Source organism: Paraflavitalea soli (assembly GCF_003555545.1).
GTDB classification, from domain to species: Bacteria; Bacteroidota; Bacteroidia; order Chitinophagales; family Chitinophagaceae; genus Paraflavitalea; species Paraflavitalea soli.
Window position 1 is genome coordinate 1543839 of the sequence record NZ_CP032157.1, and the last position, 24834, is coordinate 1568672.

The window sequence follows — 24834 nt, forward strand, 5'->3', positions numbered from 1 at the left end:
ATCCCCCAGAGAATAAAACCTGAAAACATGCATCTGAAAATAGTACCAGCCAGGCGATCTATCAGCATCTTAATATCCTTTCTGTTGGTTTGTTCCGGCGTCACTGTCACTTTCGCCCAAAGCACCCCTAAAAAGGACTCCCTGATCATAATGCCCTTTGGTAAAAACAACCGCATCAGCTATAACCTGAACAGCGGTACATACAGTGTATTCTTTCATGATGAAGTAACTATCGGAAGGGCTTTCGCTGCCTACGAAGGAAAGACAACCATAAAGACGACTGATCCTGGTTCCCGCAAATACATGGTGAGCCATCTGAACGATGCCTGGGGAAAAGGAAAGCTATACACCATCGGACAGTCATACAATGGCCTGTGGATACAACAACTGTTTTATGTGTACCCCGGTAAATCCTTCTTCTTCCTACAGGTTAAAGTATCGGGCAAAGAGGTGGCTGCCAACTATATTGCTCCGCTCTGCACCGATCACCTCACCACCGGAGCGATTGGCGACCTCCGAGGGCTGGTGGTGCCCTTTGACAATGATATGTGGGTCCGGTTTGATGCACAATCACTCCAAAAGGCCAACTATACTTCCAGCGAAGTGACTGCTTTGTACAACAATGATACCCGCCAGGGGCTCCTTATTGGCTCGGTTGAACACACTGTTTGGAAGTCTGGCATCAACGTGCAGCACAACGATAACAATACCATTTCCCTGCAGGCATTCGGTGGACTTAGTGATAGCGTGATCACCCACGATAAAATACCTCATGGGAAAGTGTCTGTCAATGGTAACGTATGCGCCTCACCCAAGATCATGGTAGGCTTGTTTACAGACTGGCGCGCCGGTATGGAGCAATATGCCGCTGCCAACAGGATGGCTGAACCACCTGTTATTTTCAAGTGGAATAAAGCCACTCCGATGGGGTGGAACAGTTGGGGCATGATGCAAACCAGGTTGAACTTACCCAAAGCCAAAAGGGTGGTGGACTTCTTCGCTGATTCCTGTAAAGGCTTCCGCAATGAAGATGGTACCCTCTACATAGACCTGGATTCTTATTGGGACAACCTCGTACAAGGAGGATTGAATGGCGATGTCAGTGCGCTGAAAGAATTTGTACAGTATTGCAACAGCAAGGGCCTCAAACCAGGTATCTATTGGGCGCCTTTTGCCGATTGGGGCAAGCAGGACCGAAAGATCGAGGGCAGCAACTGGACCTACCCGGCCTCCTGGATCACGCAGCATGGTATTCCTATGGATGTAGATGGCGCGCGCGCCATGGATCCTACCCATCCCGGCACCCAAGAGCGGATTCTTCATTATATCAACAAGTTTAAAGAACTGGGTTTTGAAATGATCAAGATCGATTTCCTGGGCCATGGCGCTTTGGAAAGCGATCATTATTATGATCCCGCAGTGACCACCGGCATGCAGGCTTACAAAGTGGGCATGGAGTTTTTAGACAGTGTACTGACCGGCAAAATGCTGGTATATGCCGCTATTTCACCCACCATGGCTACCGCACGCTACGTACATATGCGGCGCATTGCCTGTGATGCTTTCAGCGCCATTGACAATTCAGAATATACTTTGAACAGCACCGGCTATGGCTGGTGGCAAACCCACTTGTATGAGTATGTGGATGCCGATCATGTCGTATTCAACAAAGAAACACCCGGCGCCAACAGAGCCAGGCTGGCTTCCGCCCTCGTGACCGGCACGCTGATTACCGGCGATGACTTTTCGGAAGCAGGAGAGTGGAGCGCCACAGGCCAACGCCTCCTGCAAAACAAAGACTTACTCAGCATTATCAAGGATGGCCGAAGCTTCCGCCCTGTAGAAGGCAATACCGGCAAGCGGGCGCCCGAATTATTCCTGCGCAGCATTCAGGGCGCTACCTACCTGGCAATCTTTAATTATGACAATAACAAACGCTCCTTCCAGGTCCCCCTTGATCGGCTCGGCTTGAAAAGGAACGTCACCTATACTGTGCGCGAGCTCTTTACGCAGGCACGGGCAGGTGTGACAGACCAAATAGAGGTTAGCATTCCGGCTGGTGATGTAGGGCTCTATAGGATCACCCAATAGGCAACGAGGCATCGAGGCATAAAGGCACCGGGAGGCTGCGGATTTTGTGGCTCCCTAAAGAAGGGGGGCTTTCTGAGGAAGGGGGATTTTATGCCCCTTTAGGTGCTATACACGCTTGCTTCGAAAGCTATATGCTGGAACGCTACATGCTATATGCCGGAGCCTTCATTCTGGATTCTATATTCTAGATTCTGTATTCTACTTCCCCCATTCTTTTTTCTAAAAATATTTTGGCCGACTAAAAATAAATCTATATTTGTACTAGTATAGTATAGGATAGTACAGATGGAAGGAGTAAGGCCCTGCATCTGTTCGTATTTGGTTAAACTAACATTGCTTAATTATGATTACACCAATTGCTTGCCGCTCCGGGCGATCGCTCGCCCTTCCGCGCAACCCCATCATGCTTCTTTCTTTCCCGCTATTGATTATTTTACTGTTCTTCTCTACCCGCACCATGGCCCGCCAGTCTGAAGGCACCCTATCAGGTATGGTAGCAGACAGTACCAATGCACAGGCTTTGGCCGGTGTGTCTGTTGTGATCAAAGGCACCAAACAAGGTACCAGTACCGATGAAAAGGGACGCTTTTCATTGGATATCTCGGCCAGTCAGGCCGTACTGGAGTTTTCCTTTGTAGGGTACCGGTCAAAAGAGGTGATCGTACGCAAAGGACAGCCTGTACGCGTACTGCTTGCGCTCAGCGCCGATTCCACCGGCGATGTGATCGTGGTGGCCTATGGCCGGCAGAAGAAACAAAGTATGGTGGCCTCCATCACCAGTATCAATCCCAAAGAATTGAGAGGCCCTACCAGCAACCTTACCACCATGCTGGCGGGAAGGATCTCCGGTGTTATTGCCTACCAGCAAAGCGGGGAGCCCGGGGCCGACAATGCCGCTTTCTTTATCAGGGGCGTAGGTACTTTCGGAGCCGGTAAAAGAGACCCGCTGATCCTGATCGATGGTATGGAGTCTACCAATACCGACCTCGCCCGCTTGCAGCCGGATGATATCACCGGCTTCTCGGTATTGAAAGATGCCGCTGCCGCCTCCCTGTACGGCGCCCGTGGTGCGAATGGGGTGATCCTGGTAACCACCAAGCTGGGTGTAGAAGGAAAAGCGCGTTTCAATGTGCGTGCGGAAGCCCCCATATCTACCAATACGCGCAACTTCAAATTTGCTGACAATATCACCTATATGAAACTGGCCAATGAGGCCGTGCTCACCCGTGATCCCCTCGGTGTATTGCCCTATTCTCAAAACAAAATTGATCATACCGCCGCAGGCGATGATCCCCTTCAATATCCCAACAACAACTGGATCGACCAACTCATCAAAGATTATACGGTCAACACAAAATCAAACCTCAACGTAAGCGGTGGCGGTAAAACAGCCCAATACTATATTGCCGGTACGTACAATATCGACAGGGGTATCCTGCGTACTGTACCCGGCAGTAGTTTCAACAGCAATATCAAGCTCAGTAATTACAGCGTACGGTCCAACGTCAGTATCAACATCACACCCACTACCAAGGCCATTGTAAGGACCTCGGGTCAGTTTGATGATTACAACGGACCCATAGGCTACCGTGATAATGATGGCAACTGGGTGAATGGAGGAAAGAATGTATTTAACAGCGCCATTTGGTCCAACCCGGTGATGTTCCCTGCTTACTATCCTGCCAGCTATGCACCATTTATCAAGCACCCGCTGTTTGGCAATGCCTTTATTGGTACTACCACCAGCCTGTATAGTAACCCCTTTGCCAACATGGTCTCCGGGTTTCAACAATACAGCACCTCCACCCTCAATGCACAGATCGAACTGAGCCAGAACTTCAACTTTGTAACGCCCGGGCTTTCCGCCAACTTCATGGCCTACACCCAGCGTTATTCTTTCTTTAATGTAAACCGTAATTACAGTCCTTTCTATTATACCTTATTCCCCGATCCCAATGGTAAACTGACGGTTTTAACACCGTTGAACAAAGGACAGGGTACAGAGTACCTCTATTACAACCCGGGCGATAAAATAGTGAATACGGTTACCTATGCGCAGATGTCTGCTAACTATAGCCGCACTTTTGCCGACAAACACGCGGTGAGTGGTATGGTGATCGGTATCATGCGCAACTTTGTCAATGCCAATGCCGGTGACCTGCAGGCTTCCCTGCCCGCCAGGAACCTGGGTGTATCCGGCAGGTTCACTTATGGATACGATAGCCGTTACCTGGCCGAACTGAACTTCGGATACAATGGCTCTGAACGTTTCGCTTCCAACAACCGCTTTGGGTTCTTCCCTTCTGCGGGCCTGGGCTGGATAGTCTCCAACGAAGCTTTCTTCGAAAAAGCAAAGGATGTAGTCTCTAACCTGAAGTTCCGTTTCACCTATGGCCTGGTGGGTAATGACCAGATCGGTAACGCCAGGGATCGTTTCTTCTACCTGTCGAATGTTGACCCCAATAGCAATGGACGTGGTTTTCACTGGGGTTCCGGTCAGAACTATTATGTGCCCGGTTATTCTATCGGCCGGTATGCCAATACAGGCATCACCTGGGAAAAAGACGTGATGACCAACTACGGTATGGACCTCTCTTTTGCCAATGGCATCAATGTAACGGTTGACGCCTTCCAGGCAACACGCTCCAATATCCTGATGGACAGAAATACTATTCCTTCCACCATGGGACTGGAAGCTGCTGTACGCGCCAATATGGGCAAGGCTTCCCGGAAAGGCGTAGATGTAGCCATCGATTATTTAAAAACTTTCAATAAAAGCCTGTGGGTACAGCTGCGGGGCAATATGACCTACGCCACCAGTAAATTACTGATCAACGAAGAACCTAACTATCCCGATAACCTGAAATACCTGTCGAGGGTAGGACAGTCGCTCAACCAGGTCTATGGATTGCTGGCTGAAAGGTTGTTTGTAGATGATATCGAAGCCATGAATTCACCGGTACAAGGATTCGGCAGAAAACCCGTGGGCGGCGATATCAAATACCGCGACATCAATGGCGATGGACAGATCACCAGCCTCGACCTTGTACCGATCGGTAATCCCACCAATCCGGAGATCACTTATGGCTTTGGTTTTTCAATGGGATACAAGTCTTTTGACTTCAGCGCCTTCTTCCAGGGCAATGCCAGGGTATCCTTCTTCATCAATCCTGATAACATTTCACCCTTTGTACTCAATGGTGGTTCACAAAATGGTTTGCTGACTGCTATTGCTGAAAGCCATTGGTCGGAGGAAAATCAGGATCTGCACGCCTTCTGGCCCCGCCTGGATTCCCGTTTCAATGAAAACAATAAACAAGTCTCCAATTGGTGGGTGCGCAATGGCGCTTTCATGCGGTTGAAAACAGTAGAGTTGGGCTATAACCTGCCGGCTAAACTGCTGCGCAGCATGCACTTCTCCAGTTTCAGGATATATGCCAACGGACAAAACCTGTTTGCCATCAGCAAGTTTAAACTCTGGGATCCGGAAATGGGTGGCAATGGACTTGGTTATCCTGTTCAGGCCGTGTACAACTTCGGTATCAATTTCGGATTCTAAATATCATTAGTGTCAGGGTGGGGCGCCTTCCCAGGACGGCTCACCCTGATCGGGAAACGTAAACCAGCAACAATGAAAACAAGATATTATATACCGGCTTTAGTGTTGATTCTGTCAACTATAGCTTGTAAAAAGAATTTCCTGGATGTGGTGCCAGACAATGTGGCTACGCTTGATAATGCATTTACCATGCGTGCGGAAGCCGAGAAATACCTGGCTACCTGTTACTCTTACCTGCCCAATGATGGCGATCCGGTGACCAATGTAGCTTACCTGGGCGGTGATGAATTCTGGCTCGCTTATCCTCCCGCCAGTCTTACCGCTGTCAACTGGGATATCGCCCGTGGCAACCAGAATGTGGTAAGACCTTATGGCAATATTTGGGATGGTGATTGGTTCTCGGCTCAAAATTTCGGTTACGACAATATGTTCACTGCCATCCGCACCTGCAATACCTTTATCGAAAATGTAGGGGACATTAAAAAGATACCAGACCTTACCCAGGATGAAAGGACCAGGTGGCTGGGAGAGGTGATGTTCCTCAAAGCCTATTATCATTTCCTGCTGTTGCGCCAGTACGGACCTATTCCCATCATGGACAAAAGTATTCCCATCAATGCGCCGCTGGAGCAAACCAAGGTGAGGCGTGAGACGGTAGATTCTGTGGTGAACTATATTGCCAACCTGATGGATGCAGCCGTTACCAACTTGCCCGTATCCCTGCTCACGCCTTCCACGGAATTGGGACGTATTACCAAGGCCATTGCCCTGAGCATGAAAACAAAGGTATTGGTGCTCGGCGCCAGCCCCCTGTTCAATGGCAATGGTGATTATGTGAACTTCAAAGACAAGCAAGGCAGGTTACTCGTCAATACTACTTATAGTGCAGAGAAGTGGCAGCGGGCAGCTGCTGCCGGTGCAGCCGCTATTAAAGCCTGTGAAGAAGCCGGCATCTACCTCTATAAATTTATTAATACCACGGGTTTTAATCTTACACCTGGCACCATTACCCAGATGAGCATTCGCAATGCCGTGTGTGAAAAATGGAACCAGGAATGGATCTGGGCCAATTCAGAAGCCTCCACCTGGCAGCTGCAATATTCTTCCATGGCGCATATTGATCCTGCCAATTCCGGCAACTCCAGCATTTATGGTACCCTGGGGCCAACAATGCAGGTAGTACGCCAGTTCTATACTAAAAATGGTGTACCCATTACAGAAGACAAAACGCTGGATTATACCAATGCCAATCAATTGAGGACGGCTACCAATGCGGAACGCTTTGACTTTGTAGAAGGATACCAGACCGCCAGGATCAATTACGACCGGGAGCCTCGCTATTATGCTGATCTCGGATTTGATGGCGGACGCTGGTATATGCAAAACAGCCCCAGCCGTTCAGATGAGAATACCTGGAGTGCACAGTTAAGACTAGGCCAGTTTGGTGCAGGGGTGGCCGTCACGATCACTACCTATTATCCCAAGAAAATGGTGAACTGGAAGTTTGCTTACCAAAGCAACAACAGCAGCCATATAGAAGATTATCCCCTGCCTACCATGCGCCTGGCTGATCTCTATCTCCTGTATGCCGAAGCATTGAATGAAGCTAACGGTCCTTCTGAGGAAGTATACAAGTACCTCAACCTGATCCGCGACAGGGCTGGCCTGCCTACGGTGCAGCAAAGCTGGACCAATTTTGCCAATAATTCCGGTGCCTATCTTACCAGGGAAGGCCTGCGTACCATCATCCGCAATGAGCGCAATATTGAAATGTCTTTTGAAGGCCACCGCTTCTGGGACCTGCGCCGCTGGAAACTGGCGGGTGAGCTGCTCAATGGAAACGTGACGGGCTATGACAGGTCTGGCACTGCCGACCGGCCCGATCTGTTCTATACGCCTACTACCTATTACAATATGCGTTTTGTAGTACCCAGAGATTACCTGTGGCCCATCCGGGAATCGAACCTGCCAGTCAATGAAAACCTGGTGCAAAACCCGGGATGGTAGGAGAAGAATACAGAGCCAGCATCCAGAATTCAGAAGTTGTAAACATACTAATATGAAAAAATATACTGTAATAATAGCCAGCTTCCTCGCTTTGACAGGCGTGTGGAGTTGCACCAAAGAAGATCCCAACGGTATTAAGGAAAACAATGGTACGGCGCCGGGCCTGGTATCGAATGTGATCGTAAAGAATGAGAACGGCGCAGCGTTGCTCACCTATACGCTGCCTGCCGATCCCGATCTGTTGTACATCAAGGCCCTGTATACCCTGGCCAATGGCACCAAAAGAGAAGTGAAAGCGTCTACCTATACCAACCAGCTGCGGGTAGAAGGTTTTTCAGATACCCTCAAACACACCGTACAGCTGGTGGCGGTCAATAAAAGCGAGGTAGCATCTGCCGCCGTCAACGTGGAAGTGTCTCCGCTGGTATCACCCATTCAACTGGTATACCGTAATCTGCAGGTAGCGTCTACTGCCGGTGGCATCCGTATAAAATCACTCAACAAGTACAGGGGTAATGTGGTGATCGTACCCCTGATGGATTCCCTCAGCAATGGAGACTGGGTGAGCCTCGACAATATCTACACCAGCGACTCCATCATTGCCACCAGCATCCGGGGACTGACACCTGTACAAAAGAAATTTGCCTTCTTTGTACGCGACCGCTGGCTCAATACCACTGATACCTTAATAGCCAATATCACGCCTGCCAAAGAGGTGTTGCTCAACAGAGCCAACTTCTCCTCCTTTGTATGTGACAACGATACCAAAATGTCGTTCAATACCACCGTGGAAATGATGTGGCAGGGATTGCTCAACAATGAATGGCCTTGTACCTATACCGATGAAAGTTCGGGAGTACCCACCACCATTACCTGGAGCATCGGGCCTCAGCCGGTGAAGCTTACGCGGTTCAACCTGCTCACCCGCCGTGAAGGCAGTTTGTATTATTCCAAAGGAAGCCCGCGCAGGTTTGAAGTGTATGGTTCCAATAATGCTACCCGCGATGGGGATTGGTCTAAATGGACGAAGATCCTTACTTGTGAGGTCATCAAACCATCAGGTTTGCCCTTGGGACAGGAGAATGGTGCCGATGCGGCAGCCGGGTCTGCAGGGTTTACGTTTGATTTCAATGAAGATACACCACCCTACAGGTACCTGCGCATCAAATGCCTGCAGAACTGGATCGGTTCCTATTTCATAGAAATACAGAACATGAATATCTGGGCTACGGAATAGCTACGAGCCACGAGTTCCGAGCGGCGGGCCTTTAGTTTCGACCAGGCTCTCTTGTATTGCTCGCAGCTCGTAGCTCACGGCTCGAAGCTTGTTCTTTAAAAAGTAAAACAACGTTCATGAAACAATACATCATTTATATAGCCGCAGTCTTACTCGCTATCGGCTCCTGCAAGAAAATGGACGAGTACAAAAAGTTTGCTGATGGGGGAGAAATTACCTATCCCTCTACGTTTGATTCTATGAAAGTGATCTCCGGGAAAAACCGGGTCATGATCACCGGCTTGCTCAAGGGCGACCCCAAGGTCACCAGGTACAGGATATTCTGGAACAGTGGCAATGATTCACTCGAAGCGCCATTAACCCGTTCAGGCGGTGTAGATACCCTGAGACAGATCGTGAGCAACCTGCCTGAAGGTCCCATGACCTTTAATGTGCGTACCTACGATGCCAAAGGCAATAAGTCGATTCCGATGATCATCACAGGTAATGTGTACGGACAAAGTTTCCAGACATCCGTAAATCAGCGGGGCAACCGCGTGGTGTTAGGGACCAGCTTCCGCCAGGATGGATCGGCGCTTATTAAGTGGGCCAATGTGGATGCTTATGTAGGGGTGCGGGGCATGCAGGTACATTACCTTGATGCCAGCAACGTAGCGCGCGATACTGTGGTACCAGCCAGCTTGATGGATCAGCAAACCATTATACCCAATGTAGGTGTGAAGCAGACCATTAAGTACAACACCCTTTATCTGCCCGATACCGTGGGTATCGATACATTTACTGTAGCGCAAAAAGAGATACCTGCCTTTACCGAAGTGTTGATCACCAACAGCCAGAAACCGGTGGCCAATATGGCCAATGATGGCAGCCGCTGGGCTATCCTGCGCGACTGGATCTCCAATGCAGCTGTAAAGAACCACAATGGTTATGGCGGTACCGATATCTCCGGTGATCCCAAGATCTATTTTGAAGCAGGCTGGGGCGCCCCAGGTATTTACAATGGTAAGATCCACCAGGTGGTTACCTTACCACCCGGCAAGTATAAGTTTGAAGGATCCGTTGACTGGTTCAACAAGGGATCAAGAAATGATACCTACCTGGTAGCCATGCCCGGTACGAATGGTTTGCCGGATGTGGATCAGCTGGGTACCGCTTTTGCGTCTGCCAAACTGGAAAGCGGCTGGTGGTGGTGGGATACCACTTTTGAAATAACACAGCAAACGACCTTTTCCATGGGCTTGCTGTTGTATATGAATGATGATGGAGAAGCCACCCGTTTAAATAGTATCAGATTGTATATTGTAAACTAATAAGTAGATAGTTATAAGAAGTAAATCCATTATTATAATAATAAAGTCCATTTACTGCAATGTATTTATTGGAGAACTTTGGCGAGCTGATGCCATAAATAAAGTAAAATGAAAGTAACGATTGGTCTTTGCTCTCTATTATTCTCTTTGGCGCTTTCTGCACAGGACCACCCCTTGCGGCTTTGGTATGATAAGCCAGCTGCACAATGGGAAGAGACCCTGCCCCTTGGCAATGGCCGCCTGGGTATGATGCCCGATGGCGGTGTGCAGAAAGAAACCATTGTGTTGAATGATATTACCCTTTGGTCAGGAGCGCCGCAGGATGCCAACAACAAAGAAGCCTATAAGAAACTGCCGGAGATACAAAGGTTGCTGCTGGAAGGGAAGAATGTAGAGGCGCAGGCACTGATCGATAAAGACTTTATCTGTACCGGTAAAGGATCGGGGGCAGAACCTTTTGGTTGTTATCAAACCCTCGGCAGCCTTTCCCTGGCTTTCCGGTATAAAGGCGTGCATGAACAGGAGCTGAACTATACCCATTATTCAAGGGAGCTTTCGTTGGACAAAGCCATCGCTGCCTGCTCTTACCAGGTAGGAGGGGTGACGTATAAAAGAGAATACTTCACCAGCTTTGGGGATGATGTGGGGGTTGTGCGGATCACGGCCAGCAAGCCAGGTATGATCAACCTCAGTGTGGGCATATCCCGGGAAGAAAAGGGACATGTAAGTGTGAGCAACAAGACCCTGGACATGTATGGCCAACTGGAGAATGGTACAGATGGAAAGGGCATGGAGTACCTGGCCAAAGTAGCGCTGCAGGTAAAAGAGGGTAGCCTTCACGCGGAGAACAACCAGCTCATCGTGGAAAATGCATCTGAAGTGATCCTGTTCTTTTCTGCCAGGACGAGTTATAAGGACAATGCTTTCAGGGATCATGCCCGGCAGTTGTTGACCAAAGCGATGACCATTCCTTTTGCTGCACAAAAGAAAAAACACCTCACCAATTATCAAAAGCTCTTCGGACGCCAGCAAGTGTACCTCGGGGCCGGAGGATCAGATAGCCTGACTACCGATAAACGGCTGGAACATTTCTACAACGCTGCCACGCCCGATAACCAGCTTACCGTACTGTTTTACCAATTCAGCCGGTACCTGTCTATTGCCAGCACCCGTGTAGGATTATTGCCGCCCAACTTACAGGGTTTGTGGGCACACCAGATCCACACCCCCTGGAATGGAGATTACCACCTCGATGTGAATGTACAGATGAACCATTGGGGTGTAGAGCCAGGCAACCTGTCGGAGCTGAACCTGCCCCTGGCAGCCCTGGTGAGCAGTTTGGTACCCCATGGCCAGCGTACTGCCAAGGCCTATTACAATGCAGATGGCTGGATAGCGCACGTGATCACCAACCCCTGGATGTTTACCGAACCCGGCGAAAGCGCTTCCTGGGGTGTATCCAAGTCAGGCACCGGATGGTTGTGCAATAACCTGTGGGAGCATTACCAGTTTTCCCGCGACAAGAACTACTTACAGAAAATATATCCTGTACTGAAGGGATCGGCTCAGTTCTATGCGGCCATCCTCGTTAAAGAACCGAAAACAGGATGGCTGGTGACATCACCTTCCTCATCACCTGAGAACCATTTCTACCTGCCTGATGGCAGTGGCAGGCATGCCGCCATCTGCATGGGAGCTACCATCGATAACCAGATCATCCGCGAGTTATTCAACAATGTGATCACTGCTTCGGAAGTATTGGGTATTGATGGCATATTCAGGAATGGGCTGAAGGAAAAGCTGGCACAGATACCACCTCCGGGGCGTATTGCTGCCGATGGCAGGCTGATGGAGTGGCTGGAAGAATACAAGGAGACCGAAGTAGAGCACCGCCATATATCGCACCTGTATGGCCTGTATCCTGCCAACCTGATCACTCCTTCACAAACACCTGACCTGGCAGAAGCCTGTAAAAAATCGTTGAATGTGCGGGGAGATGATGGACCCAGCTGGTCCATCGCTTACAAGCAATTGTTCTGGGCAAGGCTGCATGATGGCAACCGGGCTTATAAACTGTTCCGGGAGATCATGAAGCCCACCCTGAAGACGAATATCAACTATGGCGCAGGCGGCGGCGTATATCCCAACCTGCTATCCGCCGGTCCGCCCTTCCAGATCGACGGCAATTTTGGCGCCGGCGCCGGCATTGCTGAAATGTTGATCCAGAGTCATGAAGGGTTTATTAATTTTATTCCCGCGATCCCCGATGCCTGGAAGGCCGAAGGAGTGGTAAAAGGCATGAAGGCCCGGGGTAATATTACTGTTGATTTTGCCTGGAAGAATGGCACGGTAACGAACTATAAGATCACTTCTCCGCAACAACAAAAAGTGAAAGTGATGCTCAATGGAAAACTGATAACAGTAACAACGAAATAACGATGTCAGCCTGAGCCTGTCGAAGGCGTCTTAAGGGTGGGTCGCCCTTGAAGGGCGGCTCACCCTGATCTAAAAAGCTTTTAAATAAACAAGTACATACTTAACATACAACTTATCATCTGCAACCACGTACCATGAAAAGACTGAGCGCAATTGGATGGATGGCCACGGTAACAGTTTTATCTTTTGCAAGTCCTAAGGCACAGGCACAGCACACTATTATCCCTATCGAAACAAAAAACAATGCCCTTGTATTCCAAACAGATGCCAACCGGAATGTGGGCATTGTTTATATGGGACCCCGGCTCTCCGACAAACAGGAGTATGGCCAGGTAGCGGCCATGTATAAGCAAGGCGCCGATTATACCGGCGTAAACAATGCAGCGTATGCTACAGCCGGTAGTAGGAACCTGTTTGAGCCCGCCATCGCTGTTACGCATGCAGATGGCAACAATTCCCTCGACCTGCAATATGTGCGGCATGAAACTAAAAAGCTGGACGACAATACCTCCCTGCTCACCATTTACCTGAAGGACCCGGCCTACAATTTTGAGGTGACCCTTTATTACAAGTCCTGGTTCAATGAAGATGTGACCGAACAGTGGAGTGAGATCAGGCACAACGAAAAAGGCAATGTGCTGCTGAACAAGTTTGCCTCGGCTGGTTTGCACCTGAAAGCGGGCAGCTTTTGGCTTAACCAATTCCATGGCGATTGGGCCCGCGAAATGCAGCCCGAAGAAGCGCGCCTCACCCATGGCATCAAAACATTGGATTCGAAACTGGGTACCCGCACCAACCTGTTTCAGCCCCCCGTATTTATGGTGTCACTTGATCAGCCAGCTACAGAAGAGGAGGGTACTGTTTTATACGGTGCCCTTGAATGGAGTGGTAACTTCCGCATAGACCTGGAATTGGATAACCAGGACAACCTGCGCATCATTGCCGGTATCAATAATTATGCATCACCCTATACCTTAAAGCCGGGAGAAGTATTCACCACGCCGGCCTTCTTATCTGTGCTGTCTACCCATGGTAAAGGGGAAGCCAGCCGCAAATTGCAGCAATGGGCACGCAACTACAAGATACTGGATGGAAAAGGTACCCGGCTTACCTTGTTGAACAACTGGGAAGCTACCTACTTTGATTTCAATGAGGCGAAGCTGAAAGAGTTGTTGAAGGATACAAAAAAACTGGGTGTGGACCTCTTTCTCCTGGACGATGGCTGGTTTGCCAACAAGTACCCGCGCAACAATGACAATGCAGGACTGGGAGATTGGCAGGAAAACAAAAAGAAATTGCCCAATGGCATAGCCTCCCTGGTGAAGGAAGCACAGGCGAATGGGGTGAAGTTTGGCATATGGATAGAACCTGAAATGGTAAATCCTAAAAGTGAATTGTATGAGCAGCATCCCGATTGGATAGTTAAACAGCCCAACCGGTCTGAGCATTATTTCAGGAATCAACTGGTGCTCGATCTCAGCAATCCTGCCGTACAGGACCATGTATTCAATGTGGTGGATGGACTTTTTACAAAGAATCCGGCACTGGCTTATATCAAATGGGATTGCAATGCAGTTATCTACAATGCTTATTCTGCCAAGCTGGGCAACCAATCGCATTTTTATATACAGTATGTACAGGGGTTGTACGCTGTACTGAAAAAGATCAGGGCCAAATATCCCACCGTGCCCATGATGTTGTGCTCCGGTGGTGGTGGCCGGGTGGATTATGCCGCCCTGCAATATTTTACAGAGTTCTGGCCCAGCGATAATACCGATCCGCTGGAACGTATTTATATGCAATGGGAGTATTCTTATTTCTATCCGGCTATCAGCATGTCGAACCATGTTACCGACTGGGGTAAGCAGCCCATTAAGTTCCGTACCGATGTGGCCATGATGGGCAAGCTGGGTTTTGATATTGTAGTGAGTGATCTGAAGGAAAAAGACCTTCGCTTTTGCCAGGATGCATTGACTACTTACAATACAGTAAAACCCATTATCTGGCAGGGCGATCAATACCGCCTGCAAGGTCCCCGGGAAAATGCCGTAGCTGCTGTCATGTATGTGAATGCAGCAAAAACAAACGGCATTGTATTCAATTATCTTGTCAGCAACCGCTATGATGCGGGCAGCCTGCTGCCCATACGCCTGAAAGGACTTGATCCCCAAAAGCGGTATACGATCAGAGAGCTGAACGTTTACCCGGGCGTTACTTCCACCATCGACAGCAGCAAAGTATATACAGGTGAGTTCCTACTGAAAGTAGGCTTTAACCCGGAGGTAAAATCCGGCAGGAACAGTGTGGTGCTGGAAGTAAAAGCGGTGAATTGAGTAGGTGTATGACAGATCAATACAAGGTTGTTTACTATTGGTGAACAACCTTACCATCTTTGATCACCAGGCGAACATCAAACAACACCTTCTTGAAATTGGTTTCGAGGTCCCCATTAAATACGACAATATCTGCTTTGGCGCCGGGACGCAGTACGCCGATATCATTTTTTCTGCCCAGGATCAGGGCTGCATTCCAGGTGGCTGTCTTCAGTACATCTGCTGCCGGCATACCTTCTTCAAAATAAGCCGCCAGCGTTTGTTTGGCATCATCGCCGCGTGAAATACGGAGATCGAAATAGGCATCAGAACCAGCCCCAATCGTTACCCCTTTTTGCCTGGCCTTGGTAAGCCGGTCAGTAAGTGGCTGCAACATTTTCTTTAATTCTACCGTATCGTGGTCTTTTTTATGCATGGCTTCCTCCCGTTCGATGCCTCCTTGCAGAGACACATCCGTAGGTACCAGGTAAACGCCCTGGCGGACCATTTTCTCCAGCGTGCTGTCTGTTATATAGTAACCGTGTTCAATGCCGTCTACACCAGCAGCCAGTGCCTGGGTGATAATATTATCCGTGGTGGCATGGGCCGTTACCTTCTTGCCGTATTCGTGTGCTGTTTTTACGATCGCCTTCATTTCATCCAGCGTTAATCCCATGCGTTCGCCAAAGGCCACCATTTTGATCACATCTACCTGGTTATTCACGTGCTCTTTTACTGCCAGCACCGCATCATCCACCCCATTGATCACCCGGTATTCTAAATGGGTGATCTTCTCCTGTTCTTTTAACGGCAACTGGTAAAACTGTCCGTCCATGGCGCTCAGGATGGGGCCTGATGTGAACATTCTGGGTCCTGGTATAAAACCCCGGCGAATGGCGGCAGCTACTTCCAGATCAAGGTATTGTCCCGAATTGCCCAGGTCACGAATAGCCGTAAAACCCGACTGCAGATAAGACTGCGCATAACCTGCTGCCCTGAGCACCCGGTACTCGCTGGAATGGAGCAATACATCAGCAGCCAGGTTGTCTTCCAACCTTTGCGACATCAGCAAATGTGTATGGAGGTCAATTAATCCGGGAGTTACCGTAGCGTTGGACAAATTGATGACCGTAGTTCCCTTGGGTATGGTGAGCTTACTGCCGACTGCTTTGATGGAATTGCCCTCTACTAATATCTCCTGGTCTTTGAGGAATACATTTTTTTCCGCATCGTAAAACTTGCCCGCTTTGATCAGATAAGGGCCGGAAGCAGGTATTTGGGCGATCATCGCCAGGGAGAATAATACAAGACAGATAAGGGTACTGAAACATTTTCTCATAGCGCTCATTATTATCAATCAGGAATTGGGCGCTAATGTAACGAAAAGCCTACAAAGGGTAGCCCCTACTGAACAAAATACCCCTTTGCCTTTAGGGCGGCGCTGGTTTGGTGATGGGCTAAAATAAATTTGCGCAACCCATAGGTTGCGCGTATATTTGCAACCTGTGAGTTGCGCATTAAACAGGTATACCAATGAAAAAAGACGTATTTCAAGCTATAGCAGACCCCACCCGTAGAGCTATTTTAAGTCTGATCGCCTTACAAGCCATGACGCCGAATGCTTTGGCCGAGCATTTCGACACCAGCCGGCAGGCGGTCTCCAAACACATTAAAGTCCTTACTGAATGCAACCTCCTCAAACAGGAGCAATCAGGCAGGGAAATTTATTATCACTTCAATCCTAAGAAAATGAAAGAAGTAGTTGACTGGCTGGCGCAATTCCGCCAGCATTGGGAAACCAAGTTCAACCAACTGGACATTGTATTAAAAAACTTAAAAACAAAGTAACCATGATCGCAAACAAAGAACCAAAGGTCACCAAAGACCTGGCCAACAAAAAGATCACTTTTGTAAGAGAGTTTGATGCACCATTGGAACAGGTATGGCATGCCTGGACAGAAGCCAGCTTATTGGATCTGTGGTGGGCGCCCAGGCCCTGGAAGGCCATCACCAAAACGATGGACTTCAGCGAAGGTGGACATTGGTTGTACAATATGATGGGACCAGACGGCACCGGGCAATTCTGCCGGGTAGATTTTAAAAAGATCGTTCCTTATAAAAGCTTTGCCACCGTTGATTCCTTTTGTAGTGAAGATGGCAAAGTAAACGAGTCATTCCCCCAGACAGACTGGAACATAGAGTTCATTGCAACCAGTGAAGGAACCACTGTAAAGATTGACCTCACCTTTGCCAGTGAAGCCGATCTCCAAAAGATCCTTGAAATGGGCTTCGAACAAGGCTTTGCCATGGGACTTAGTAACCTGGATGAATTACTCGCTGAATAAGTTTCTTATAGGTAAAAGGGGGTTCAGGTCATGGCCTGAACCCCCTTTTATGTGATCTTCTTCCGCTGTTAATTTTCAGTGTATTCCACATTAGCCATATCATAACCGTAGCTGGTGGTGGGTTCAAAATATAATTGTATGCTGGAGGCAAAAGCCCCTGTCCGGTTATGTTCCTTATCCCGCAGCTTAATAGGAATATTACCCGTCGAAGACTGGTAAACAGCTGTCATAGTATAATAGCCGATGGGTATATCCACCAGTTTGCCATAGTTGTTGGTGGAGGGTTGCCCATGCTTCATTTTTATCACCTGTCCTGTTGAACCGTCGATGAGTGGACCAGTAGGTGTGAGCGTGAATTCGATATTTTCGGAATCGTAAATACTGCTGCCAAACTGTTTGTCTAAGATAATGGTTCCTCCATAGTCGCCAGTGAGCGGTACGCTTTTATCGCCGGTCAGCTTCCATTGAAAATTCCGGATGGCGCCATCGCCGCCAAATCCCTGCGCATTATCGGGGTGCAGATCTATTTTGTAGGTTTTACCTTGGTAGGTCACATTCATTTCTGCATAGGCCTGCCAGCTGCCAGTAAACAATTTGATCCGGTAGGTTCCGTCATCCCCTGTGGATCCTGTCAGGTAACTGTTGTAGATAAGCGTGTTGTCGATCAGGATGGTAGCGCCTTTTATGGGTCGGCCCTGCGTGTCAGTAACTTTTCCTTTGACCACTTTGTCCGTGGATGATCCACTGTCGTCCTCTCCTGACGCTTTTTTGTCACAGGAGAAAGCCAGTATAATGACCGCCATTAGTTGGATATAATGTGTACGCATTTTCATATTACAAAGCTGCAACTGATTTTACCTCCATACACCTTCAATTGGCTAAAATGCCGGATCAGCATACTTGAATGCTTGTAAAATGGGTTGAAGTGCTGCAGTAGGAACAAAAGCGGGGTGGGGCAATAATAAAAAGGTTTCAGGCCGTGACCTGAAACCTTTTTTTATGGACGGATATTGATGTTAAGCGGGTTCTTAACGGGCTTGCGCTAGGGCAGCATGACTACTTTTTCAGTGACGATCCGCGTGGCCGGATTGGGGTAACCATATTTCAACCAAAAGGTATGAGTGGCCGGATCGTATCTGTTGTTGTACACCGGGTCTCCGGCAATGGCAGCTACTGCAGCCGTATTGCTGCCGGTACTGGTAGTGCCGGCCCCAGGTGCAATCGTTACGGTATTATCTGGATTGACTGTGATATTGATCTTTGTACCAGGGCCCAGGTCGCCCAGGTCTTTGGAAACGCTGGTAGCGCCAATGGTAGGGAGATTTACTTCCAGATCAACATAATCCCTGGGCGATGTAGGGTGCTCAAAATGGCCGGTGGCGAGGTAATCGCCATCGTAAATATTCCGGAGCAGAATGCCCAGCAAAGCCTGCTTTGAAGTGGCAGGGATCTTAATGTTTGGATCACTTACCGATGCGATCTGCAAGCCCAATGCGTAAGTCTTTGTAGGGTCCATGGCTGCTTTTTTCAGCCTGAGGGACACTTCAATATAAGACTGTCCGGCAGGAATGGTAACCGTTGTATTGAGATCATAAGCGGCAGTTGGCAATACTTCATAGGTTGTCTGGTTTTCTGCATTGTAAGCCGTGACGATCGATGGTGTAGCGGCCAATGTTACCTGTACATCTTTGTCGGATGCGGGGCCTGTAAGGGACAGCGTAAAAACGCGCAGCTGCTCTTCGGCCGGAGTTGTAAACACAGCCTGGATATTGATGCCCCTGGTCTCATAGGCATTCATTACAGCAGCAAAGCGTTCGTTGTTGTTGGTCTTTAGGCCGGTTTCATTGTTGTCAAAGCCTTTATCTTTTAAGCAGCCGGTCATCGAAAGCGACAAGGCGGCCATTGCAAGGAAATATATTCGTTTCATGTGTAGTAGTTTGTTGGTTTAACGGTCCCAGAATACGGTGGCAGTGTAAGGATCAATGGTGCCTTCTTTCTGTACGTTGGCTGCATTGTAACTGAACTCTGAAGTCGCATACAGGTAGCGGGTGGGCACATGGTCCGTCAGGCGACCTGCATCGATGGAAATAGAAGGTTGTACAACACCTGTCCTGCGGTGGTCACTCCAGGCTTCCAGGTGGTTGTTGCCATTGAAGGCAAAATATTTCTGCCAGATGATCACCTTGATCTGATCGGCCGTTGCAGCGGGCCAGGCTATTCTGGCGTCAGCATTACCCAGATAAGTATTTGCAGTAGCCACATCGTTGGGTACACCCAGCCAGCGGAAAGATTCCCTTACACCTTCTTCATACAAGGTTTTTGCATTGCCGGTCATCCATCCCCTGGCGACAGCTTCTGCCTGCAAAAAGTAACTTTCGAAAGCTGTCAGTACCCAGGAGTCCATGGTGGCCGATTTGGCCAATCCGGATGTTCCTCCGGCTATAGTAGGAGAGCCACCTATATCCGATAAATTGGTCTCGGTATAGATATGCGCCGGATCGTTGTTCAATCCAAAGTCGATACCACGGTACTGACCTGCAAAAGTGCCACCACGTACAGGGCGGTAAAAATATTTGTGCCGCTCATCGTTCAATCCTTTCATCAGGTTTAGCGCAAAATTGTTGGCCCGGCGATAATCCTGGGAGTAGTTGCCCGATAAGGCAAAGGCATATGCCGTCCAGTAAGGATTGGGTTTATCGTTGGTATAACCGGGATTCACCGAAGCTGTCTGACCGGCTGTCAGGAAGCCGTTGCCTTCGGCAGTAATCGCTGCGATCTCGGTAGCAGGATTGAAACCGGCAACCTGACTCATGTGGATCAATAAGCGCAATTTCAGCGTATTGCCAAACCTTGCCCATTGTGTTTTATTGCCGTGGAACATGATATCTGCAGTCGTAAGACCGATATTCTTGGAGGCATCTGCATTCTTGATCAGGTCCATACCATCAGTGATCTGTTTCAGCAGGTCTTTATAAATATCCTCTCCTTTATCATAGCCCGGTGTGATATTCTTTTTGACATCCATGGCCTTCGAATACGGCACGTTGCTGAACAGGTCTACCAATATCTGGTAGTGCAGGCTCTTCATGATCTTTGCAATGCCGGCATAGAAGTCCTGGCCCGATGCTTCCGCTTTCTGTTGCATGGTATGATAGTCGAAAATGATATCATAATTGTTGACCCAGTTCGGATTGCCAAAATCGGTGGTCATCGAATACCGGTTTTCTGTTACGGCTCCATAGTTGGTGCCCACAGCCCAGTAACCCATCCAGGCGCCCAGGGTGGCAAAGGAATTATTGGTAGCGTTGTTAGTAGTAATGATGCCTGTACGGGCCATTGCCGCCGGTAATATCAGATCTGGCGTAATGCTGGTGGTAGTAGGCACATCGGGATTGCTATTGATATCGAAAAAGCTCTTGCCGCAGCCTGTCATCAGCAGGGCTGGTAATGCAAATACTATTATCAGTTTCTTCATATACAGAGATTAAAAAGTAAGGTTAATGGAAGCGCCAAAAATGCGGGTAGGCGGTGTGTTGAAAGAGTTGTTGACCCCTTGCGCATTACCTGTTGTATTGCTGAATTCCGGATCGGTATAGATATTGGAGGAAGGTACCCACATCAGCAGGTTGCGGCCACTCACGGTGATTACAGCACTTTTTACAAAACGGGTATGCTGTAAAATGGAAGTGGGCAGCTCATAGGATAGGGATACTTCCCGCAACTTCCAGGAGGCTGCACTGGTGTAGTAGGGAGTTTGCGTGTTTTGGAACACATCGGCCGTCCAGAAAGTAGCTGAACCACCGCTGGTCAATACATCGGTATTGTCTACAAACTTTCCCGTACCATCATCATAGGCTGAATTGGGGAAAATAAAAGGCTTCCTGTCATACTTTGTTGTCAATGCGCCAGATCCTTCAAACACAAGGCGTGTGCCGATACTATTGTATACATAGTGCCCGCCTCTGTAATCAGCCACAATGCTTAAAGAGAAGTCTTTGTACTTGAAACTTGGATTGATGCCAATTAAATGTTTGGGCAGTGTCCTTCCATAAGCTTTATTAACAGGATCGGTGCTGGGCAAGCCTGTTACCCGGTCCACGATCACTTTCCCATTTGGTGTTCTGCTGAAATCATTCAACTTAAGTACGAATGCCGGCATACCCACGATCGCATAGTTGAGGTTGGTGGTGCCCAGTTCGGTAAGGCCCTCATAGATGCTGGTTACTTCATTATCAGAATACGTATAATTGGCTTTAAGGTCCATGCGGAAATCCTTGCCTGCCTCGATCAGGGGAGTCAGGCGAAGGTCAAATTCCAACCCTTTGTTGATGAAAGAGGCTGCATTGACGAGTGCAGACTGATAACCGGTAGAACTGGAGGTGGCCACCTCGATGATCTGATCGGTATTGTCCTGGTGGAAAGCAGTTGCCTCCAACATGATCTTATTGTTATTAAAGCCTAATTCAATACCCACTTCTTTACCATTCACAAACTCAGGCTTGATATCGGGGTTGTTGATGGTATTGTTGGCTGAGTAACCAGCCAGACCGCCATAGGGAAATCCTGTACCGGAACTGAAGGTTGATTCAAGGGAGTAAGGACTAAGGTTTACCGTGCCTGATAAGGCCCAGGCGCCACGCAGTTTCAGGTAAGAGATCGGGGTAGTCTTTATTTGTGGGATCACTTCATGCAAGAGCAGGGACAAACTTCCACCTGGATAGAAGAAACTGTTCTTGTTGAGGTTCAGGCGGGAGTCCCATTCGTTTCTGCCCGTCAGTTCCAGAAAGGCCCAGTTGTCCCATCCAAAGCTAAGTTTGCCAAATAAGGCAGTCGTCCTGATCTCGGTGTTCGTTTGCGTGATCGTAGCCTCACCAGAACGGTTGCTCACATTATACAAAGTAGGAATGATCAGGTTATTACCACGGGACCTCAGTTCTTTGGTCTTGCGCTGGATCAATGAATAACCCACCAATCCATCTACTGAGAAACGGTTGATCTGTTTCTTATACGTCAAAAATGCTTCTGAGTTGAGGCGATAGGCAAAGCCCATTGCATCGGCCACAGAGGCCCTGGCATTTTGTATGCCCTTCAGATCGGTCGTATACCTCGACACGTTGATGGCGCCCAGCACACTTTTATTACTCACATAGGCTACATTACTACCCAGGCGGTAGGTAAAATTGAGGCCATCCATAATTTTGTAAGCTGCCTCCAGGGTAGCCACCAGGTCATCAGAGCGGCCTTTATTTCGATCGATGTCGATCAACATATACGGATTCCAGCCAAAGCGGTTGTAATAACCATCTGCAGTGGCGTATGGGTTATTGCGCCAGTCCTCAAACTCTGAAATAGGTATGTGGGCGGCGGTCTTTAACAAACTGGTATAAATATTATTGGCGCCGCCCCTGTCCTGGTTCACAACATTATAATTGCCCTGTGTATAGGACATCCTGAATGAGGTGGTCAGTTTGCCAAACTCACGGCTGGCATTCAGCCTGATAGTCGTGCGGCGGTTCTCATCCTTGGGGATGAGGCCATTTACCTTTACATCCTGAAAGCTTAAATAATAACGGCTTTTTTCATCCCCACCGGAAAGAGACACATCATTTTGAAAAGTGATAGCGGGGCGAAAGAACTGCTCAACAGGTGTTTTGCTTTGTGCAGCATAGCGTACTCTTTTCTGGCTGCCGTCTTCCAACGGATCGCCCAGGTCTACTTCACTGCCATCGTAGCGGGGACCGTAGCTGTTGTTGGTCCATGGATCGAGCCTCGGTGTTCCATCCGGATTTTCGCCTTCCCCATTGCCAAACTCCCTTTGCAGTTTGGGTAAAAAGGCTAATGACTCGCGCTGGATGGTGGTGCCAATAGAGATGACAGACTTATTGCGGGAGCCGCCCCTGGTGGTAATGATGATCACACCGTTGCCGCCTTCCTGGCCGTATAATGCAGCACCTGTATTGCCTTTCAATACCGTCACATCCTGCACATCGTTGGGATTGATCGTATTGATGAGCGATAAAGGCATGGGCGATCCATCGATTACCAGCAAGGCCTGGTTGTTCCCGGTGAGCGAGCGGATACCACGCAGGGTGATCCGCGTATCGGCAAATACCCCGTTGTTGGTGGTCTGAATATTCAAACCTGATACTTTGCCTGTTAATCCATTTTGAATATTGATCGGTTTTGCCCTGGTGCCATCATCGCCACTGACCTTTGTGACAGAATAGCCAAGCTCTTTGGGCTGCCGGCGAATACCCAGGGCAGTGACTACTACCTCGTTGAGGTTATTGCTGTTTGAAACTAAAGCCACTGACATGCTTTCGCTGGCTGAGATGGTTTGCGATGCATAGCCGGTGGAGGAGATGGTGAGTTGGGCGCCGTCGCTGACACGGATAGAGAATCGGCCGTTCTGATCAGTTTGTACAGCCCTTTTGGTGCTGGCTTCCAAAACGGTTGCAAAAGGAACGGACTCTCCTTTGGTGTCCCGTACCACGCCGGATACTGTTTTCTGCTGCGCTTGTACGTGCAGCAGCACTGAGAGGCAAAAGACTAACGTCAAAATTCGCTTCATAAGTAGACCTTTGGTTAATTGATGAATGAATAGAGACAATCTTATCAAGCGGTTTTGATCACAAAAGGAGCAGAATGGATAAGTTTTATGCTAAACTGTCGAATATGGCAGTTGAAAAGACAAGCCCATTAACCTGGTTAGTGTTTATTTTTGTCATGTTAAACCCTATCTGGCAACCTTTCCTGGATGGCGTGAACCAGGACAAGCCGGCCTTGTACAATAGCGTGAATGCAAAAGACTTTAACTGGGTGCGTGGCGGTAACGGTAAAACGAGGATCATGAATGAGCAGGAATACCGGGAAGACGCCCGTATTGTAATGGAGGATCGAAAGAAGAAGGGTATAGCCTATCAGCAAACAATAAAAAAGCCCGGTTACAAACCGGGCTTACAACCTGTTCCCGTTATTTTCTAAACTCGCTAAAAACATGATCCGATTGTTGGGCGTGACAGTTAAAACACTGGCCCTTCACTGCCGTGGTTAACAGCCGCTCGGTATGACTATCGCCTTTAAATTCTTCATAGCCCCATCCGCCGGTGCTGGCATATTTTACACTGTCCCTTACCATCACATCCACATGATTACGGCCAGCTTCCGTGGTATTGCCATTCTGCTCTTTGGCATCCAGCACATCAAACACCAGTACCGATCCCTTGGGAAAATAACCCGTGTTATAACCCTGCATGGCCGTGGCATTGGCATAAATATGATGGTAACCACCATTAAACCGGAAACCGGGGTTGGCGGGGCCGATCAATCCGGTTTTAATATGCGTCCACATACGATATCCTTCCGGGTAAGGCACTTCGGGGTCCTGGGTGGGGGATACAAAAGTAAAGCTGCCCAGCAAAAGCAGTGCAGCTAAACCAGAGCAAACAGTATTTCTCATGCAAATAGTATGATGTTGTATATCCCCAAGTTATTAATATCATCATTCCAACGAAGAGAAAATAAACAATCAACAGTT

The 24834-nt window shown here is 48.7% G+C and carries 16 protein-coding genes; 10 read left to right on the forward strand and 6 right to left on the reverse strand.

Annotated features, from left to right (window positions below):
- Positions 1-27 precede the first annotated feature (27 nt).
- The 7 genes from D3H65_RS05815 (at position 28) to D3H65_RS05845 (ending at position 14973) form a co-directional block, all read left to right on the forward strand.
- Complete coding sequence (locus D3H65_RS05815) at positions 28-2091, forward strand: alpha-galactosidase (RefSeq protein ID WP_162915431.1); 2064 nt, start codon at positions 28-30, stop codon at positions 2089-2091.
- 343 nt (positions 2092-2434) lie between these two features.
- Positions 2435-5650 carry a SusC/RagA family TonB-linked outer membrane protein gene (locus D3H65_RS05820; protein WP_119049361.1) on the forward strand — a complete coding sequence of 1072 codons (3216 nt, stop codon included), beginning with the start codon at positions 2435-2437 and terminating at the stop codon, positions 5648-5650.
- Between the two features lie 72 nt (positions 5651-5722).
- Positions 5723-7657 (forward strand): RagB/SusD family nutrient uptake outer membrane protein, encoded by a 1935-nt coding sequence (locus D3H65_RS05825; protein ID WP_119049362.1) that lies wholly within the window; start codon positions 5723-5725, stop codon positions 7655-7657.
- Positions 7658-7709: 52 nt separating this feature from the next.
- Positions 7710-8894 carry a DUF4959 domain-containing protein gene (locus D3H65_RS05830; RefSeq protein WP_162915432.1) on the forward strand — a complete coding sequence of 395 codons (1185 nt, stop codon included), beginning with the start codon at positions 7710-7712 and terminating at the stop codon, positions 8892-8894.
- A gap of 116 nt (positions 8895-9010) precedes the next feature.
- The gene (locus tag D3H65_RS05835) at positions 9011-10204 is read left to right on the forward strand and encodes a DUF4998 domain-containing protein (protein WP_119049364.1); all 1194 of its coding nucleotides are present in this window, start codon (positions 9011-9013) and stop codon (positions 10202-10204) included.
- Between the two features lie 108 nt (positions 10205-10312).
- Positions 10313-12640, forward strand: a complete 2328-nt coding sequence (locus tag D3H65_RS05840; RefSeq protein ID WP_119049365.1) for a glycoside hydrolase family 95 protein — start codon at positions 10313-10315, stop codon at positions 12638-12640.
- A 134-nt stretch (positions 12641-12774) separates the two neighbouring features.
- On the forward strand, positions 12775-14973 hold the full coding sequence (locus D3H65_RS05845) for an alpha-galactosidase (RefSeq protein WP_119049366.1): 2199 nt from the start codon (positions 12775-12777) through the stop codon (positions 14971-14973).
- A 34-nt stretch (positions 14974-15007) separates the two neighbouring features.
- On the opposite strand, the gene D3H65_RS05850 is transcribed toward D3H65_RS05845, so the two are convergent.
- Entirely contained in the window at positions 15008-16291 is a 1284-nt protein-coding gene (locus D3H65_RS05850) for an amidohydrolase family protein (RefSeq protein WP_162915433.1), read from the reverse strand.
- A gap of 194 nt (positions 16292-16485) precedes the next feature.
- Here D3H65_RS05850 and D3H65_RS05855 point away from each other — a divergent pair, with 194 nt between their 5' ends.
- Both D3H65_RS05855 and D3H65_RS05860 read left to right on the forward strand, forming a co-directional pair.
- Positions 16486-16800, forward strand: a complete 315-nt coding sequence (locus D3H65_RS05855; RefSeq protein ID WP_119049368.1) for an ArsR/SmtB family transcription factor — start codon at positions 16486-16488, stop codon at positions 16798-16800.
- 2 nt (positions 16801-16802) lie between these two features.
- Positions 16803-17297 carry an SRPBCC family protein gene (locus tag D3H65_RS05860; RefSeq protein ID WP_119049369.1) on the forward strand — a complete coding sequence of 165 codons (495 nt, stop codon included), beginning with the start codon at positions 16803-16805 and terminating at the stop codon, positions 17295-17297.
- A gap of 68 nt (positions 17298-17365) precedes the next feature.
- Here the strand turns inward: D3H65_RS05860 and D3H65_RS05865 are convergent, their stop codons facing one another.
- From D3H65_RS05865 to D3H65_RS05880, 4 genes are all read right to left on the reverse strand, one after another.
- A complete protein-coding gene (locus tag D3H65_RS05865; RefSeq protein ID WP_119049370.1) occupies positions 17366-18130 on the reverse strand; it encodes a carboxypeptidase-like regulatory domain-containing protein in 765 nt (254 codons plus the stop codon).
- 209 nt (positions 18131-18339) lie between these two features.
- A complete protein-coding gene (locus D3H65_RS05870; protein ID WP_119049371.1) occupies positions 18340-19224 on the reverse strand; it encodes a BT_3987 domain-containing protein in 885 nt (294 codons plus the stop codon).
- A gap of 18 nt (positions 19225-19242) precedes the next feature.
- Positions 19243-20772 carry a SusD/RagB family nutrient-binding outer membrane lipoprotein gene (locus D3H65_RS05875; RefSeq protein WP_119049372.1) on the reverse strand — a complete coding sequence of 510 codons (1530 nt, stop codon included), beginning with the start codon at positions 20770-20772 and terminating at the stop codon, positions 19243-19245.
- A gap of 9 nt (positions 20773-20781) precedes the next feature.
- On the reverse strand, positions 20782-23868 hold the full coding sequence (locus D3H65_RS05880) for a SusC/RagA family TonB-linked outer membrane protein (RefSeq protein ID WP_119049373.1): 3087 nt from the start codon (positions 23866-23868) through the stop codon (positions 20782-20784).
- 155 nt (positions 23869-24023) lie between these two features.
- On the opposite strand from D3H65_RS05880, the gene D3H65_RS05885 reads away from it, so the two are divergent.
- Complete coding sequence (locus D3H65_RS05885; protein WP_162915434.1) at positions 24024-24281, forward strand: hypothetical protein; 258 nt, start codon at positions 24024-24026, stop codon at positions 24279-24281.
- Here D3H65_RS05885 and D3H65_RS05890 read toward each other — a convergent pair.
- A complete protein-coding gene (locus D3H65_RS05890) occupies positions 24271-24756 on the reverse strand; it encodes a cytochrome P460 family protein (RefSeq protein WP_119049375.1) in 486 nt (161 codons plus the stop codon). The two genes, D3H65_RS05885 and D3H65_RS05890, sit on opposite strands and share 11 nt — an antisense overlap.
- Between the last annotated feature and the right edge of the window lie 78 nt (positions 24757-24834).